The sequence below is a fragment of the Massilia sp. UYP32 genome (genome assembly GCF_050434365.1).
Lineage (GTDB): Bacteria > Pseudomonadota > Gammaproteobacteria > Burkholderiales > Burkholderiaceae_D > Telluria > Telluria timonae.
The window spans coordinates 43,070-56,926 of the sequence record NZ_JBNDIK010000010.1 but is presented as its reverse complement, the minus strand read 5'-3'; the positions used below and the strand labels follow the sequence as shown (position 1 = coordinate 56,926).

Here is a 13,857-nt window from a genome sequence, read left to right as displayed (position 1 = left end):
GCCGTGCAAGACCTGCTGCTGCTGATCCACCGCATCCCCTACCCGCCCAACAAGGGCGACAAGATCCGCTCGTACAACCTGCTCAAGCACCTGGCGCGCGACTACCGGGTGCACCTGGCGACCTTCGTCGACGACGCCGACGACTGGCAGCACGTGCCCACCGTCGAGGCGATGTGCGCCAGCAGCCATTTCGCGGCCCTGAATCCCCTGCTGGCGCGCGTGCGCAGCCTGGGCGCGCTGGTCAAGAACCGCTCGCTGTCGCTGGACTATTACCAGGATGCTGGCATGGCGCGCTGGGTCGAGCAGACCGTGGCCGCGCACGGCATCAAGCGGGTCATGGTGTTCTCGTCGCCGATGGCGCAATACGTCGATGGCATCCGCGACGCGCGCCGCGTGATCGACTTCTGCGACGTCGACTCGGACAAATGGCGCCAGTACGCCGACAAGAAATCGTGGCCCATGAGCTGGCTGTACCGCCACGAGGCGCGCCAGCTGCTGCGCTACGAGCGCCAGGTGGCCAGCCAGTACGACGCCTCGCTGTTCGTCTCCAAGCCCGAGGCCGACCTGTTCCGCCAGCTGGCGCCCGAGAGCGTGGCGCGCATCGGCCACTTCAGCAACGGGGTCGACACCGACTACTTCTCGCCCGAGCACGCGCTGGCCAGCCCCTACGCAGCGGGCGAAAAGGCGCTGGTGTTCACCGGCGCCATGGATTACTGGCCCAACGTCGACGCCGTGCAGTGGTTCTGCGACGACGTGTTCCCGGCCCTTTCCGCGCAAGACCCGGCGCTGCGCTTCTACATCGTCGGCTCGCGCCCGAATCCGCAGGTCCAGGCGCTGGCCCAGCTGCCCGGCGTGACCGTCACCGGCACCGTGCCCGACGTGCGGCCCTATATCCGCCACGCCACGCTGGCGGTGGCGCCGCTGCGCATCGCGCGCGGCATCCAGAACAAGGTGCTCGAAGCGATGGCCATGGGCACACCGACCGTGGTCTCGCCGCAGGCGCTGGAAGGCATCGATGCGGTGCCGGACCAGGAGCTGGCCGTGGCCGACGGCGCCCCGGCCTGGATCGAAACCCTGGGGGCGCTGCTGGTGCGCGACAACCGGGAGATGGGCCGCGCCGCTCGGGCGCGGGTCGAACATCATTACAGCTGGCCGAGCAACCTGGCCTGCATCGAGGAGCGACTGGAATGCTCGTGAACCCACCCAAGGACCTGGCCGGCGCCGCGCCGCACGCCGCCGCCACCCCGCTGGCGCCCTCGAGCGCGATGCTGATCGCGCTCGCGCTGCTGGCGCCCTTCTTCCTCTACCTCGGCACCGCCGGGTCGCTGGTCGCGATCTGGAACAGTTCCGAGACCTTCGCCCACGGCTATGCGATCCTGCCGATCAGCCTGTGGCTGATCTGGCGCCGGCGCGCGGTGTTCAGCGCGGTGCCGGCGCGGCCCTGGGCCCCGGCCCTGCTGCTGGTGGCCATGCTGGGCGCCGGCTGGCTGCTGGCGCGCATGGGCGAGGTGCAGGTGGTGATGCAGTACGCCTTCGTGTCGATGTTCCCGGTCATCGCGCTGGCCATGCTGGGCCCGCGCCTGGCGGGGGCGCTTGCTTTTCCCCTTCTTTTCCTGCTGCTGGCGGTGCCGTTCGGCGAAGTCTTCGTCGGCCCCCTGATCAACCTCACCGCCGACTTCACCGTGTGGGCGGTCCAGGCCACCGGCATCCCGGTGCTGCGCAACGGCACCCGCTTCGAGCTGCCGACCGGCTCCTGGTCGGTGGTGGAAGCCTGCAGCGGCGTGCGCTACCTGATTTCCTCGTTCACCCTGGGCTGCCTGTACGCCTACCTGACCTACCGCTCGCTGCCCAAGCGCCTGCTGTTCGTGGCGGTGTCGATCGTGGTGCCGATCGTCGCCAACGGCCTGCGCGCCTACATGATCGTGATGATCGGCCACCTGTCCGGCATGGAGCTGGCCACCGGCGTCGACCACCTGATCTATGGCTGGGTGTTCTTCGGCCTGGTGATGCTGCTGATGTTCTGGGTCGGCAGCTTCTGGCGCGACGACGACGAACCGGCAGTCGCCAATGCATCCACACCGGCGGCGGCCGCCACCATGGCGGGCGACCCGGCGCCGGCCTCGACGGTCCGCATGGCGGCGATGTGCGCCGCCGTGGTGGCGCTCACCGCGCTGTGGCCGGGCTTCGCGCGCTACAACGACGCCGCCAACCTCAATCCGCAGCCGGTCCAGCTGTCCACGGTGGCGGTGGGCTGGCCGCAGGTGGCGCCGTTCGCCGACTGGACCCCGCGCTGGGTCAACCCGGACGCGACCTACCGCGCCACCTTCCGCAACAGCGAAAGCATGCCGCCGGTCGCGCTCGACATCATGTACTACCGCAACCAGCGCAACGGCAAGGCCCTGATCAGCTCCGTCAACACCCTGGCCACCTCGGACGACGCCTGGCATGCCGTCGGCGGCGCGCTGCGCAGCGAAACCCTGGATGGCCAGCCGCTGACCCTGCGCGAGACGCGCCTGAACGGCCCGACCGGCCAGATCCTGGTGTGGCAGTGGATGTCGATCGACGGCCACCTGACGGCCAACAACTACGTCGGCAAGCTGCTGCAAGCCCAGGCCAAGCTGCGCTTCCGCGGCGACGACGGCGCCGTGGTGCTGCTGTCGGCGCCGGTGCGCGACAATCCGGAAGCCGCGCGCGCCGCCCTGCGCGCCTTCCTGGCGGGCCAGGGCCAGGCGGTCGAACGCGCGCTGGACCATGCGCGCACCCATTGACGGTCACGACCATGCATAGCGAGCTGTCGGTCCTGAACGCGCAGCGGCCCCTGGTCGTGCACCTGGTCTACTCGCTCGACGTGGGCGGACTGGAAACGCTGCTGGTCGACTGCATCAACCGCCTGCCGCCGGAGAAATACCGGCATGCGGTGGTCTGCCTGACGCGTTACTCGGAGTTCGCCCAGCGCATCACCCAACCCGGGGTCGAGCTGTTCGCCCTGAACAAGCCGCCCGGGAACGGCGCGCAAGTGCACGTCGACTTCTGGAAGCTGATGCGGCGCCTGCGTCCGGCCATCCTGCACACCTACAACCTGGCGGCGATGGAATTCTGCTTCACCGCGGCCCTGGCCGGGGTGCCGGTGCGGATCCACGCCGAACATGGCCGCGACGCATCCGACCCGCAGGGCCTGAACAAGAAACACAATTTCCTGCGCCGTCGCCTGGCGCCTTTCATCGACCGCTATATCCCGGTGTCCGATGATCTGCAGCGCTGGCTGGACGACGTGGTCCGCATCCCGCGAGCGAAGAACCACCCGATCAAGAACGGCGTCGACACCGAACGCTACGCGCCGCGCGCGGATGCGGCCACCGCCGCGCCCTGGGGGCCTGACGATATCGTGATCGGCGCCGTGGCGCGGGTGCAGGACGTCAAGAATCACCGCAGCCTGGTGGCTGCCTTCGCCCTGCTGCGCGAACGCCTGCCCGCCCTGCGCGCACGCCTGAAACTCACCATCGTCGGCGACGGCCCGCTGCTGGGCGCGATCCGCGAGCAGGTGGCCCAGGCCGGCCTGCAGGACGCCGTCTGGCTGCCCGGCGCGCGCGCCGACGTGGCCGAGCTGCTGCATGGTTTCGACGTGTTCGCCCTGCCCTCGCTGGCCGAGGGCACGCCGGTCTCGCTGCTGGAGGCGATGGCGTGCGGCCTGCCATCGGTGTGTTCCAACGTCGGCGGCATCCCGGAAGTGGTCGCCGACGGCGTGCACGGCCTGCTGGTGCCGGTCGAAGTAGATGCCCTGGCCGAGGCGCTGGCGCGCTACGTGCAAGACCCGGCATTGAAGGCGCGCCACGGCGCCGCCGCGCGCGCGCGCATCGAAGAGAAATACAGCATGGACGCCATGCTGCGCGCCTATATGGCGCTGTACGACGGCCTGCTCGCGCGCAAGGCGCCGGCCCGGCTGCATCAACCCTTGAATACCTAACAACGCAGGAAGTGAACGAGCATGTGCGGAATCGTCGGCATTTTTGATACCCAGGGAACTCGCGAGATCGACCGCGCGGCGCTGGGCCGCATGAACGAGAGCCAGCACCACCGCGGCCCGGACGAAGGCGAGCTGTATCTGGAAACGGCGCTCGGCATGGGCCACCGCCGGCTGTCGGTGATCGACCTGGCCAGCGGCCAGCAGCCGATCCGCAACGCCCAGGGCGACGTGGTGATGGTGTTCAACGGTGAGATCTACAACTACCGCGAGTTGCGCGACGAGCTGGTCGCGCTCGGCTTCGCCTTCCGCACGAAATCCGACACCGAGGTGCTGCTGCACGCCTACCAGGCCTGGGGCCAGGACTGCCTGCACCGCCTGCGCGGCATGTTCGCCTTCGCCATCTGGGACAGGAAAAAACAGACGCTGTTCCTGGCGCGCGACCACCTGGGCGTCAAGCCGATGTTCTACGCGCTGCTGCCGAACGGCCTGTTCGTGTTCGGCTCCGAGCTGAAATCGATCATGACCCACCCCGAACTGTCGCGCAAGCTCAACCCGCGCGCGGTCGAGGATTACTTCGCCTTCGGCTACGTGCCGGAACCGCACACCATCTTCCACGGCGCCTACAAACTGGCGCCGGGCCACCGCATCACCCTGCGCGTGGGTGATACGGTAGTCAAGCCGCAGCAGTACTGGGACATCCCGTTCCAGCGCGCCCCGCAGCGCCCGATGCAGGAAATCGAGCAGGAACTGACGGCGCGCCTGCAGGAATGCGTGCAGAGCCAGATGGTGGCCGACGTGCCGCTGGGCGCCTTCCTGTCCGGCGGCGTCGATTCGAGCGCGGTGGTGGCCATGATGGCGCAGCAGAATCCCGATTCGGTGGTCACCTGCTCGATCGGCTTCGACGACCCCGAGTACGACGAATCGAAGTATGCCAACGAGGTCGCCACGCGCTACCGCACCACCCACCACGCCCAGGTCGTGGACAAGGACGACTACGGCCTGATCGACACCCTGGGCCGGCTGTACGACGAACCCTTCGCCGACAGCTCGGCGATCCCGACCTACCGCGTGTGCCAGCTGGCGCGCAAGCACGTCACCGTGTCGCTGTCGGGCGACGGCGGCGACGAGAGCTTCGCCGGCTACCGCCGCTACCGCTTCGCGATGGCCGAGCAGCGCGTGCGCGACAAGGTGCCCGCCGGCCTGCGCAAGCCCGTGTTCGGCACGCTGGGCCGGCTGTATCCGAAGGCCGACTGGGCGCCGCGCATGTTTCGCGCCAAGACCACCTTCGAGGCGCTGGCGCGCGACACGGTCGAGGGTTACTTCCACGGCGTGTCGCGCATGCCGGACCGGATCCGGGCCCAGTTGTTCTCGGATAGCTTCAAGCGCGAGCTGCAAGGCTACGAGGCGATCCAGGTGTTCCACGCACATGCGGCCAATTCGCCGACCGACGATCCGCTGTCGCTGATCCAGTACCTCGACTTCAAGACCTGGCTGCCGGGCGACATCCTGACCAAGGTCGACCGCGCCAGCATGGCGCACTCGCTCGAGGTGCGGGTGCCGCTCCTGGACCATACCTTCGTCGAATGGGCCTCGACCCTGCCGCCCGACATCAAGCTGGGCGGCGGCGAAGGCAAGTACATCTTCAAGAAGTCGCTCGAGCCGTTCCTGTCGCACGACGTGCTGTACCGCGCCAAGAAGGGTTTTTCGATTCCGCTGGCGGCCTGGCTGCGCGGCCCGCTGCGCGAGAAGCTGCGCGCGGCGGCGCTGTCGCCGCTGCTGCTCGACACCGGCATGTTCAACGAGCGCTTCCTGCGCGAGATGGTCGAACAACACATCGCCGGCAGCAAGGACTACAGCACCCCGCTGTGGTCGGTGCTGATGTTCGAGACCTTCCTGCGGGTCAGCGCCGACGCCTGAAGCAATGTGAAAAGCCCGCAGTTCGCGAGAACCGCGGGCTTTTCAGCGAGTCTGGAGCGCCGCTCAGCGCGAACGCGTCAAGCGGCCGAGATACCACTGGGCCATCGAGACATAGCGCTTGCGCCACTGGCGCAGCCAGGCCTTCGGCGGCTTGATCGGATGCCACAGCACGTCCTTCTGGCGCCCGGGGCGCAGGCGGATGTTCAGCGTGCCGAAGGTGCCGTTCTTGGCGAAGCCGTCGTTGGGCACTCCGTGGTAGCGCTTGTTGCGGTCTTCCTCGGCCACGAATTCGCCGGCGCCGCCGAAGTCGACCACGCTCATGCCGCCATGCTTGAGGATCGTGGCCCAGGCATTCTCGCTGTGGGCGGTCCAGCCGGCGCGGTAGTAGCGGTCGATGAGGTCGAGCGCCGCGCCGCTGATGCGAAAGAACGTCAGGAACACCAGCCAGCTGTCGGCCGGCTTGAGGTCCAGGCCGGGCGCGCGCAGCATCGACGCATACGTCCATTCGGCCTCGCCGCGCGCCAGGTGGGCCGCCAGCAGGTCGCCCTCGCGGTCGGCCAGTCCGGCGAACAGTTCATGCAGCTCGCCCGAGTACTCGACGTCGTCCTCCACCACCCAGTACTGGGTGTACTGCGGCTGCGCGCGCCGGAACAGCAGCGGCGGCAGGTCGCAGTTGCCGGGGATGAGCTTGAACGGACGCGCGGCGCCCTTGGCCGGATAGCCGAGGGTGTCGATGGCGTCCGGACCGTACACGTGGTGCTCGATCTCGACGCCGTCGAGCACCACCTTGCGCACGCCGGACTTCGCATTCGGCGTGTACGAGATGGCGGCGAAGCGGCACTGCGGGCCCAGGCGCAGGAAAGCGGCGCGAAAACGCAGCAGGCGCTTCTTCACGGCGGCCGGGTCGGTGGTCTGGAACAGCAGGATCTGCGGCTGGTCGTTCATGCTCGCTCCCGCCTCATGTGCGTGCCGGCGCCCAGTCGCGGTACCAGGCCCAGAAGTTGGCCAGGCCGGTGGCCAGCGGCGTGGTCGGCGCGAAATCGACCCAGGCCTTGAGCTTGTCGATCGAGGCATGGGTGGCCGGCACGTCGCCCGGCTGCATCGGCAGGAATTCCTTGCGCGCCTCGATGCCGATCGCGCCTTCCAGCGTCTGGATGAAGTCCAGCACCCGCACCGGATTGTGGTTGCCGATGTTGAACACGGTGTGCGCGGCGCGCGTTTCCGTGGCCGGGGTCGGCTTGAACAGCAGCCGCACCACGCCTTCGACGATGTCGTCGATATAGGTGAAGTCGCGCGTGAGCAGGCCTTCGGCGAACACCGGAATCGTGGCGCCGCGCGCCATCTTCTCGGCGAAGCTGAAATAAGCCATGTCGGGACGGCCCCAGGGCCCGTACACCGTGAAGAAGCGCAGGCCGGTGGCCGGCAGCTTGAACAGGTGGCTGTACGAGTGCGCCATCAGCTCGTTGGACTTCTTGGTGGCGGCGTACAGCGACACAGGCGCGTCGACCTGGTCTTCCTCGCTGAACGGCACCTTGGCGTTGGCGCCGTAGACGCTGCTGCTGCTGGCGTACAGCAGGTGCTCGATCTTGCCGTGACGGCAGGCTTCGAGGATGTTGCCGAAGGCGACCAGGTTCGACTGCACGTAGGCTGCCGGGTTCTCGAGCGAGTAGCGCACCCCGGCCTGGGCCGCCAGGTGCACCACCAGCGTCGGCCGCTCGCGTTCGAACAGCGCCGCGACCTGGGCCGTGTCGGCCAGCTCCACCGTGTGGCAGGGCACGCCGGCCGGCGCCAGCAGGGCCGCCACGCGGTCGTGCTTCAGGCGCGGATCGTAGTAGTCGTTGAAGTTGTCGCAGCCGACCACCTGGTGGCCCATTGCCGCCAGGCGCGCCGCCACGAAGCTGCCGACGAAGCCGGCAGCGCCCGTGACCAGGATGCGGTGGGCGCCCGTGATCATCAGGCGGCCTTCCGGCTGACGCGGCCGATGCCTTCGTAGGCCAGGCCGGCTTCGGCGACTTCCGCCGGGTCGTAGATGTTACGGCCGTCGAAGATCGCCTTGCCGCGCAGGGTCTGGGCCAGGTGGCGGAAGTCCGGCGCGCGGAATTCCTTCCATTCGGTCACCAGCACCAGCACGTCGGCATTGTCGACCGCGGCGGTGGCCGAGCTGGCGATGGTGAGCATCTCCTCGACGCGGGCGGCGCCGTGGTCGCGTTCCAGCACGCGCAGCGCTTCGCTGCTGGCCACCGGATCGTAGGCGCGCACGCGGCAGCCGGCGGCGAACAGTTCCTTCAGCAGGATCAGGCTTGGCGCCTCACGCATGTCGTCGGTGTTCGGCTTGAACGACAGGCCCCACAGCGCGACCGTCTTGCCGTTCAGGTTTTCCACGCCGCCGTAGAAGCGCGACAGCTTCTTGAACAGGACGTTCTTCTGGTTGTCGTTGACGCGCTCGGTCGCTTCCAGGATGTGCAGGGTCTGCTCGTGGTCGGCGCCGGTCTTGACCAGCGCTTTCACGTCCTTCGGGAAGCAGGAGCCGCCATAGCCCATGCCGGCATACAGGAATTGCGAACCGATGCGCGGATCCAGGCCCATGCCGTGGCGCACAGCCTCGATGTCGGCGCCCAGCACTTCGGCCAGGTTGGCCAGCTCGTTCATGAAGCTGATACGGGTGGCCAGCATGGCGTTGGCGGCGTACTTGGTCAGCTCGGCGCTGCGCACGTCCATCTCGACCAGTTTTTCATGGTTGCGGCTGAACGGTGCGTACAGCTGGCGCATCAGGCGGGTGGCGGTGGCGTCGTCGCTGCCCACCACGATGCGGTCCGGGCGCATGAAGTCGTCGATCGCCGCGCCTTCCTTCAGGAATTCGGGATTGCTCACTACCGAGAACGCGACAGTGCTGCCGCGCTTGTCGAGTTCGCCCTGGATGGCGGCGCGCACCTTGTCGGCGGTGCCGACCGGCACGGTCGACTTGTCGACCACCACCACCGGCTTTTCGATGCGCTGGCCGATCGAACGGGCTGCGGCCAGGATGTGGGTCAGGTCGGCGCTGCCGTCCTCGTCCGGCGGGGTGCCGACCGCCAGGAACACGCATTCGGCGTGCGCCATGGCTTCGTCGTAGCTGGTCGAGAACAGCAGGCGGCCGGCGGCAGCGTTGCGCTCGACCATGGTGTCCAGGCCGGGTTCGTGGATCGGGATGACGCCATTCTTGAGCATGGCGATTTTTTCGTCGTTGACATCCAGGCACAATACCGTGTTGCCGACGTCGGCGAAGCATGCGCCCGAAACTAAGCCCACATAACCGGTGCCAATGATAGTGATCTTCATGATTTCTCTGGGAGGTGAATTAACTGAACGAAAGAAACCGGTGAAAGCGCACGTCGTGCGCGCCGTTTTTCCTGTGCCGGGTGTTGCTTCAGCTGCTAACGATAAGGTGTAACAGTGCTGATCAGAACTTGAATTATAGTATCATGCTTGTCAAAAATTTATGCGTCTGGCGTCAATCGTGCTGCCCTCCGGAAAATTTTTTCGCATAATGGCGGCATTGCTTTTTAACAAATACCGATCCGGCGCCAGCGCTTCCCGGCGCGCTTTGGGACCTCCCATCCACATGACACCATCCATTCCAAGCATTCCGAGGCGGCCCGGCCATGCGTGACATCATTCTACTGTTCGCCTTCGTGGCGATCATTCCCTATATCTTCAAACGCCCGGTGGTCGGCGCCATGGCCTACGCCGTGGTCAGCCTGATGAATCCCCACCGCCTGAGCTATGGCTTCACGCAGAACTTCGCGTTCGCGATGTACCTGTCGATCATTACCCTGGTGGCGGTCATGGTCTCGCGCGAGCCCAAGAAGATTCCGATGTCCCCGCTGGTGGTAATGCTGATGATCTTCTTTGGCTGGATGACCGTCACCACCATCTTCGCCCAGGTGCCCGCCGCGGCCTGGCAGGACTGGGACCGTTTCAGCAAGATTATCCTGATGGTCTTCCTCACCATCATGACCGTACGTACCCGCAAGGATGCCCAGATGCTGGCCATCGTGGTGGCGCTGTCGATCGGCTTCTGGGGCGTCAAGAGCGGCATCTTCGTCATCTTCAGCGGCGGCGGCGAAGGCATGCTCGGTCCGCGCGCCAGTTTCATCAGCGACAACAACACGCTGGCGCTGGCGCTGGTGACGATCACGCCACTGCTGGTCTACCTGGTAACCCAGGTGCATGGAAAATGGCTCAAGCGAGGAGTGCTGGCCATGGCCGCCCTGACCGCGCTGGGCGCGATCGGCTCGTACTCGCGCGGCGCCTTCCTCGCTGTCTTCATGATGGGATTTTTCCTGTGGCTCAAGTCGCACCACAAGCTCAAGACCGGCATCGCCTTCCTGCTCCTGGTGCCGGTCGTCCTGCTGGCCATGCCCGAGGAATGGATGGGAAGGATGCACAGCATCCAGACGTACGACGAGGACGCCTCCGCGACCGGGCGCATCAACTCCTGGCTGTTCGCGATCAATATCGCCAACGAGTTCGTGCTGGGCGGCGGGCCGAACGTGTTCGCGCCCCATATGTTCATGCTGTATGCGCCGGAACCCGAACGCTACTACGATGCCCACAGCATCTATTTCCAGGTGCTGGGAGAGCAGGGCTATATCGGCCTGGCGATCTTCCTGACCATGTTCCTGGTGGCCTGGCGCCTCGGTTCGCGGGTGATCCGCTTCTGCCGCGACAAGCCGGACCTCGGCTGGGCCCTGATGCTGGCGCGCATGTGCCACGTCAGCATCATCGGCTACATGACCGCCGGCGCCTTCCTGACCCTGGCCTATTACGACCTGATCTACTACGTATTCGCGATCCTGATCGTGCTCGACAAGGTGCTGATCCGCATGCCGATCCAGGAAGACATTCCGCCGATGCGCATCCCGTTCATGCAGGACCGCATCGATCGCTGGCTGGGCAAGGCGCCTGACGCCAAGGCGCAGGGCGGCGCGGCGGCGCCGCGCCAGACCGGCTAGACCAGCACTTCGAGCGCCGGCGGATGGCCGAGGAACATGGCCGGGCTGGCGCTGGCGCCGTAGGCGCCGGACTGGAACACCACCACCAGGTCGCCGACGCGGGCATGGGCCAGCGGCATGCGGTCGGCCAGGATGTCGAGCGGGGTGCACAGCGGGCCGGTGGCCGAGGCCGGGCCGCTGTCCGGCGCGTCGCCCGCGGCATTCATGCGGCTGCCGACCGCCACCGGATAATTCTTGCGAATCACCTGGCCCAGGTTGCCCGAGGCGGCCAGGTGGTGGTGCATGCCGCCGTCCAGCACCAGGAACACCTCGCCGCGCGAGACCTTGCGGTCGATTACGCGCGCCACGTACACGCCGGCTTCGCCGACCAGGTAGCGTCCCAGTTCCAGCGCCAGCCGCGCCTGCGGCAGCGCCGCGGCCAGGCGCGGCAGCCAGGCGGCCAGGTGTTCGCCCATCGGCGCCGGATCGATGCGCGCCTCGCCCGGGAAATACGGGATGCCCAGGCCGCCGCCGATGTTCAGCTGGCGCAGCGCCAGCGGGCTGTCGCCGGCCAGCCGCATGGCCAGCTCGATGCTGCGCGACTGCGCCTCGACGATGGCGTCCAGGCGCAGGCTCTGTGAACCGCTGAAGATGTGGAAGCCCTGGAAATCCAGGCCCAGCGCCGCCACCTGCCGCAGCACGGCAGGCGCCTGTTCCTCGTCGATGCCGAAGGGCTTGGCGCCGCCGCCCATCTTCATGCCCGACGATTTCAGTTCGAAAGCCGGGTTGATGCGCAGCGCCACGCGCGGCGTGATGCCGAGCGCTTCGCCGATGCGCGCGGTGCGCGCCAGCTCGTGTTCGGACTCGATGTTCAGGCACACGCCGGCGGCGACCGCCTGGCGCAGCTCCGCATCCGTCTTCGCCGGGCCGGCGAAGCTGATGTGGGCCGGGTCAATGCCGGTATCCAGCGCGGTCTTGAGTTCGCCGCTGGAGGCGACGTCGAGGCCGTCGACCAGGCCCGCCATGTGCTGCACCAGGGCCGGCATCGGATTGGCCTTGATCGAATAGTGCAATGCCACCTGCGGCGGCAGGATCGCGCGCAGGCCCGCCACCTTGCCGCTGCAGACGGCGCGGTCGACGGCGAAGAACGGCGTGCGGCCGACGCGCTCGGCCAGCCGGGTGAGCGGGATGCCGCCGACTTGCAGGACGTCGTCGACCACGGGGAAATGAATCTGGGGAGCGTGCTGGGGCTTGGTGCCGGTCATGGGAATAGGCTGGAACAGGTGCGGTAAGGTCCGGACGTTTTTTACTGGCCGGGCTGGAAGGTCGTGCGCAGCAGGTTGCGGTCGATCTTGCCGTTCGGGTTGCGCGGCAGCGCCTCGGCGCGCACGACGATGTGGGCCGGGATCATGTAGGCCGGCAGCCGGCGCCGGCATTCGGCCAGCAGCGCGGCGCGGTCGACCGCGCCAAGGTCGGCCACCGCCACCGCCACGATCGCCTGGCCCAGCGTCTCGTCGGCGATGCCGAACACCGCCACCTCGCTCACCAGGCCGCTGGCATGCAGCACGCTCTCGACCTCGGTCGGGCTGATGCGGTAGCCCGAGACCTTGATCATCTCGTCGCTGCGGCCGACGAAGTACAGGTAACCGTCGGCATCGCGCCGCACGGTGTCGCCCGACCACACGGCCAGCTCGGGCAGCGGCAGGGCCGGATCCTGGCCGGGGGCAGGACGGAAGCGCTGGGCGGTGCGCGCCGGGTCGTTCCAGTAGCCCAGCGCCACCAGGGCGCCGCGGTGCACCAGTTCGCCCGGCTCGTCGGCCTCGCACAGGGTGCCGTCGGGACGCACCACCAGCACCTCGGCATTCGGGATCGCGCGTCCGATCGAATCGGGGCGGCGCGCCAGTTCGGCCGGCGGCAGGTAAGTGGAGCGGAAGGCTTCGGTGAGGCCGTACATCAGGTAGACCTCGGCGCGCGGCAGCGCCGCCCGCAGCGCCTCGACCGTCACCACCGGCATCGCGCCGCCGGAATTGGTGATGAAGCGCAGCGTGCAATCGGCCGGCCACTCCAGGCGCGACAGGGCGATCCACAGCGGCGGCACCGCCGCCAGGCCGGTGATGCGCTCGGCGCGCACGGCGGCCACGATGTCCTTCGGGAACAGGTAGTTCATCAGCACCACGCAGGCCCCGCGCAGGAAGGCGGTGGTCAGCTGGCTCAGGCCATAGTCAAAGCTCAGCGGCAGCACCGCCAGCAGGCGGTCGTCGGCACGCATGCCAAGGTAGCCGGCCACGCTGGCGGCGCCGGCCACCATGTTCCGGTGCGACAGCACCACACCCTTGGGGGCGCCGGTGCTGCCCGAGGTATACAGGATGGCCGCCATATCGGTGTCGATGCGGCGGTGCGGGGTGAACGATACGCCGGTCTCGAGCTGCGACCAGCGCAGCAGCGCCAGGCCCGAAGGGGACGGCGCCGGCTGGGCGCCGTCGGTCAGCAGCAGCGCGCGCAGGTCAGGGCAGCCGCCCAGGCTGGCGGCCAGCTGGGCCTGGCGTTCGGGGGTCGTCACCAGCAGGCGCACATTGCAGTCGGCCAGGATGTAGGCCACCTGCTCGGCCTTGAGCAGCGGATTGACCGGCACGAACACGCAGCCGGCGGCGGCCGCGCCGAACATGGCCACCACGTTCTCGATGCGCTTTTCCATGTACACCGCGACCCGCTCGCCCGGCTGCATGCCCTGGGCCAGGAACAGGGCCGCCGCCGCGTTGACCTGGTCGGCCAGTTCGCGGTAGGTGCAGCGCGCCGCGCCATAGGCGAGGGCCTCGGCCTCGGGGGTGCGCGCCGCGCTGTCGAAGATGCTGTCGTGGATCAGGTGGTTCATCGCATAGTGGGTACGGTCGCCGCATGGCGCGAAATGGCGCGGCGCATCCGCCACGCATCTGCAATCTTACCAGTTCGGGCCGCGCCGCAAGAAAGCGGATGCTTTTTCGACATCTTTTCGGTGCGCGGGAA

10 protein-coding genes are annotated in these 13,857 nt (G+C 67.7%); 5 read left to right on the top strand and 5 right to left on the bottom strand.

Features of this window, described 5'->3' with window-relative positions; translation table 11 throughout:
* Positions 1–3 precede the first annotated feature (3 nt).
* From ABIB42_RS09625 to ABIB42_RS09610, 4 genes are read left to right on the top strand one after another with little or no spacing between them, the layout of a single operon-like run.
* Positions 4–1,197, top strand: coding sequence for a TIGR03087 family PEP-CTERM/XrtA system glycosyltransferase (locus ABIB42_RS09625; protein WP_005663864.1), 1,194 nt, complete (start codon positions 4–6; stop codon positions 1,195–1,197).
* Positions 1,188–2,768 carry an exosortase A gene (gene xrtA, locus ABIB42_RS09620; RefSeq protein ID WP_429248270.1) on the top strand — a complete coding sequence of 527 codons (1,581 nt, stop codon included), beginning with the start codon at positions 1,188–1,190 and terminating at the stop codon, positions 2,766–2,768. Before ABIB42_RS09625 ends, xrtA begins: the two co-directional genes overlap by 10 nt.
* 11 nt (positions 2,769–2,779) lie before the next feature.
* Entirely contained in the window at positions 2,780–3,964 is a 1,185-nt protein-coding gene (locus ABIB42_RS09615; RefSeq protein WP_429248269.1) for a TIGR03088 family PEP-CTERM/XrtA system glycosyltransferase, read from the top strand.
* Between the two features lie 21 nt (positions 3,965–3,985).
* On the top strand, positions 3,986–5,881 hold the full coding sequence (locus ABIB42_RS09610) for an XrtA/PEP-CTERM system amidotransferase (protein WP_429248268.1): 1,896 nt from the start codon (positions 3,986–3,988) through the stop codon (positions 5,879–5,881).
* A gap of 63 nt (positions 5,882–5,944) precedes the next feature.
* Here the strand turns inward: ABIB42_RS09610 and ABIB42_RS09605 are convergent, their stop codons facing one another.
* From ABIB42_RS09605 to ABIB42_RS09595, 3 genes are read right to left on the bottom strand one after another with little or no spacing between them, the layout of a single operon-like run.
* Positions 5,945–6,826, bottom strand: coding sequence for a hypothetical protein (locus ABIB42_RS09605; protein WP_005663872.1), 882 nt, complete (start codon positions 6,824–6,826; stop codon positions 5,945–5,947).
* Positions 6,827–6,839: 13 nt separating this feature from the next.
* Positions 6,840–7,835, bottom strand: coding sequence for an NAD-dependent epimerase/dehydratase family protein (locus tag ABIB42_RS09600; protein ID WP_005663874.1), 996 nt, complete (start codon positions 7,833–7,835; stop codon positions 6,840–6,842).
* The gene (locus tag ABIB42_RS09595; protein ID WP_005663876.1) at positions 7,835–9,199 is read right to left on the bottom strand and encodes a UDP-glucose dehydrogenase family protein; all 1,365 of its coding nucleotides are present in this window, start codon (positions 9,197–9,199) and stop codon (positions 7,835–7,837) included. The genes ABIB42_RS09600 and ABIB42_RS09595 overlap by 1 nt, the downstream gene beginning before the upstream one ends.
* A gap of 323 nt (positions 9,200–9,522) precedes the next feature.
* On the opposite strand from ABIB42_RS09595, the gene ABIB42_RS09590 reads away from it, so the two are divergent.
* The gene (locus ABIB42_RS09590; protein WP_005663878.1) at positions 9,523–10,875 is read left to right on the top strand and encodes a putative O-glycosylation ligase, exosortase A system-associated; all 1,353 of its coding nucleotides are present in this window, start codon (positions 9,523–9,525) and stop codon (positions 10,873–10,875) included.
* Here the strand turns inward: ABIB42_RS09590 and ABIB42_RS09585 are convergent.
* Positions 10,872–12,119, bottom strand: a complete 1,248-nt coding sequence (locus ABIB42_RS09585) for a pyridoxal-dependent decarboxylase, exosortase A system-associated (protein ID WP_005663879.1) — start codon at positions 12,117–12,119, stop codon at positions 10,872–10,874. The genes ABIB42_RS09590 and ABIB42_RS09585 overlap by 4 nt on opposite strands.
* A 41-nt stretch (positions 12,120–12,160) precedes the next feature.
* Positions 12,161–13,726, bottom strand: a complete 1,566-nt coding sequence (locus tag ABIB42_RS09580; RefSeq protein ID WP_005663881.1) for an acyl-CoA ligase (AMP-forming), exosortase A system-associated — start codon at positions 13,724–13,726, stop codon at positions 12,161–12,163.
* Between the last annotated feature and the right edge of the window lie 131 nt (positions 13,727–13,857).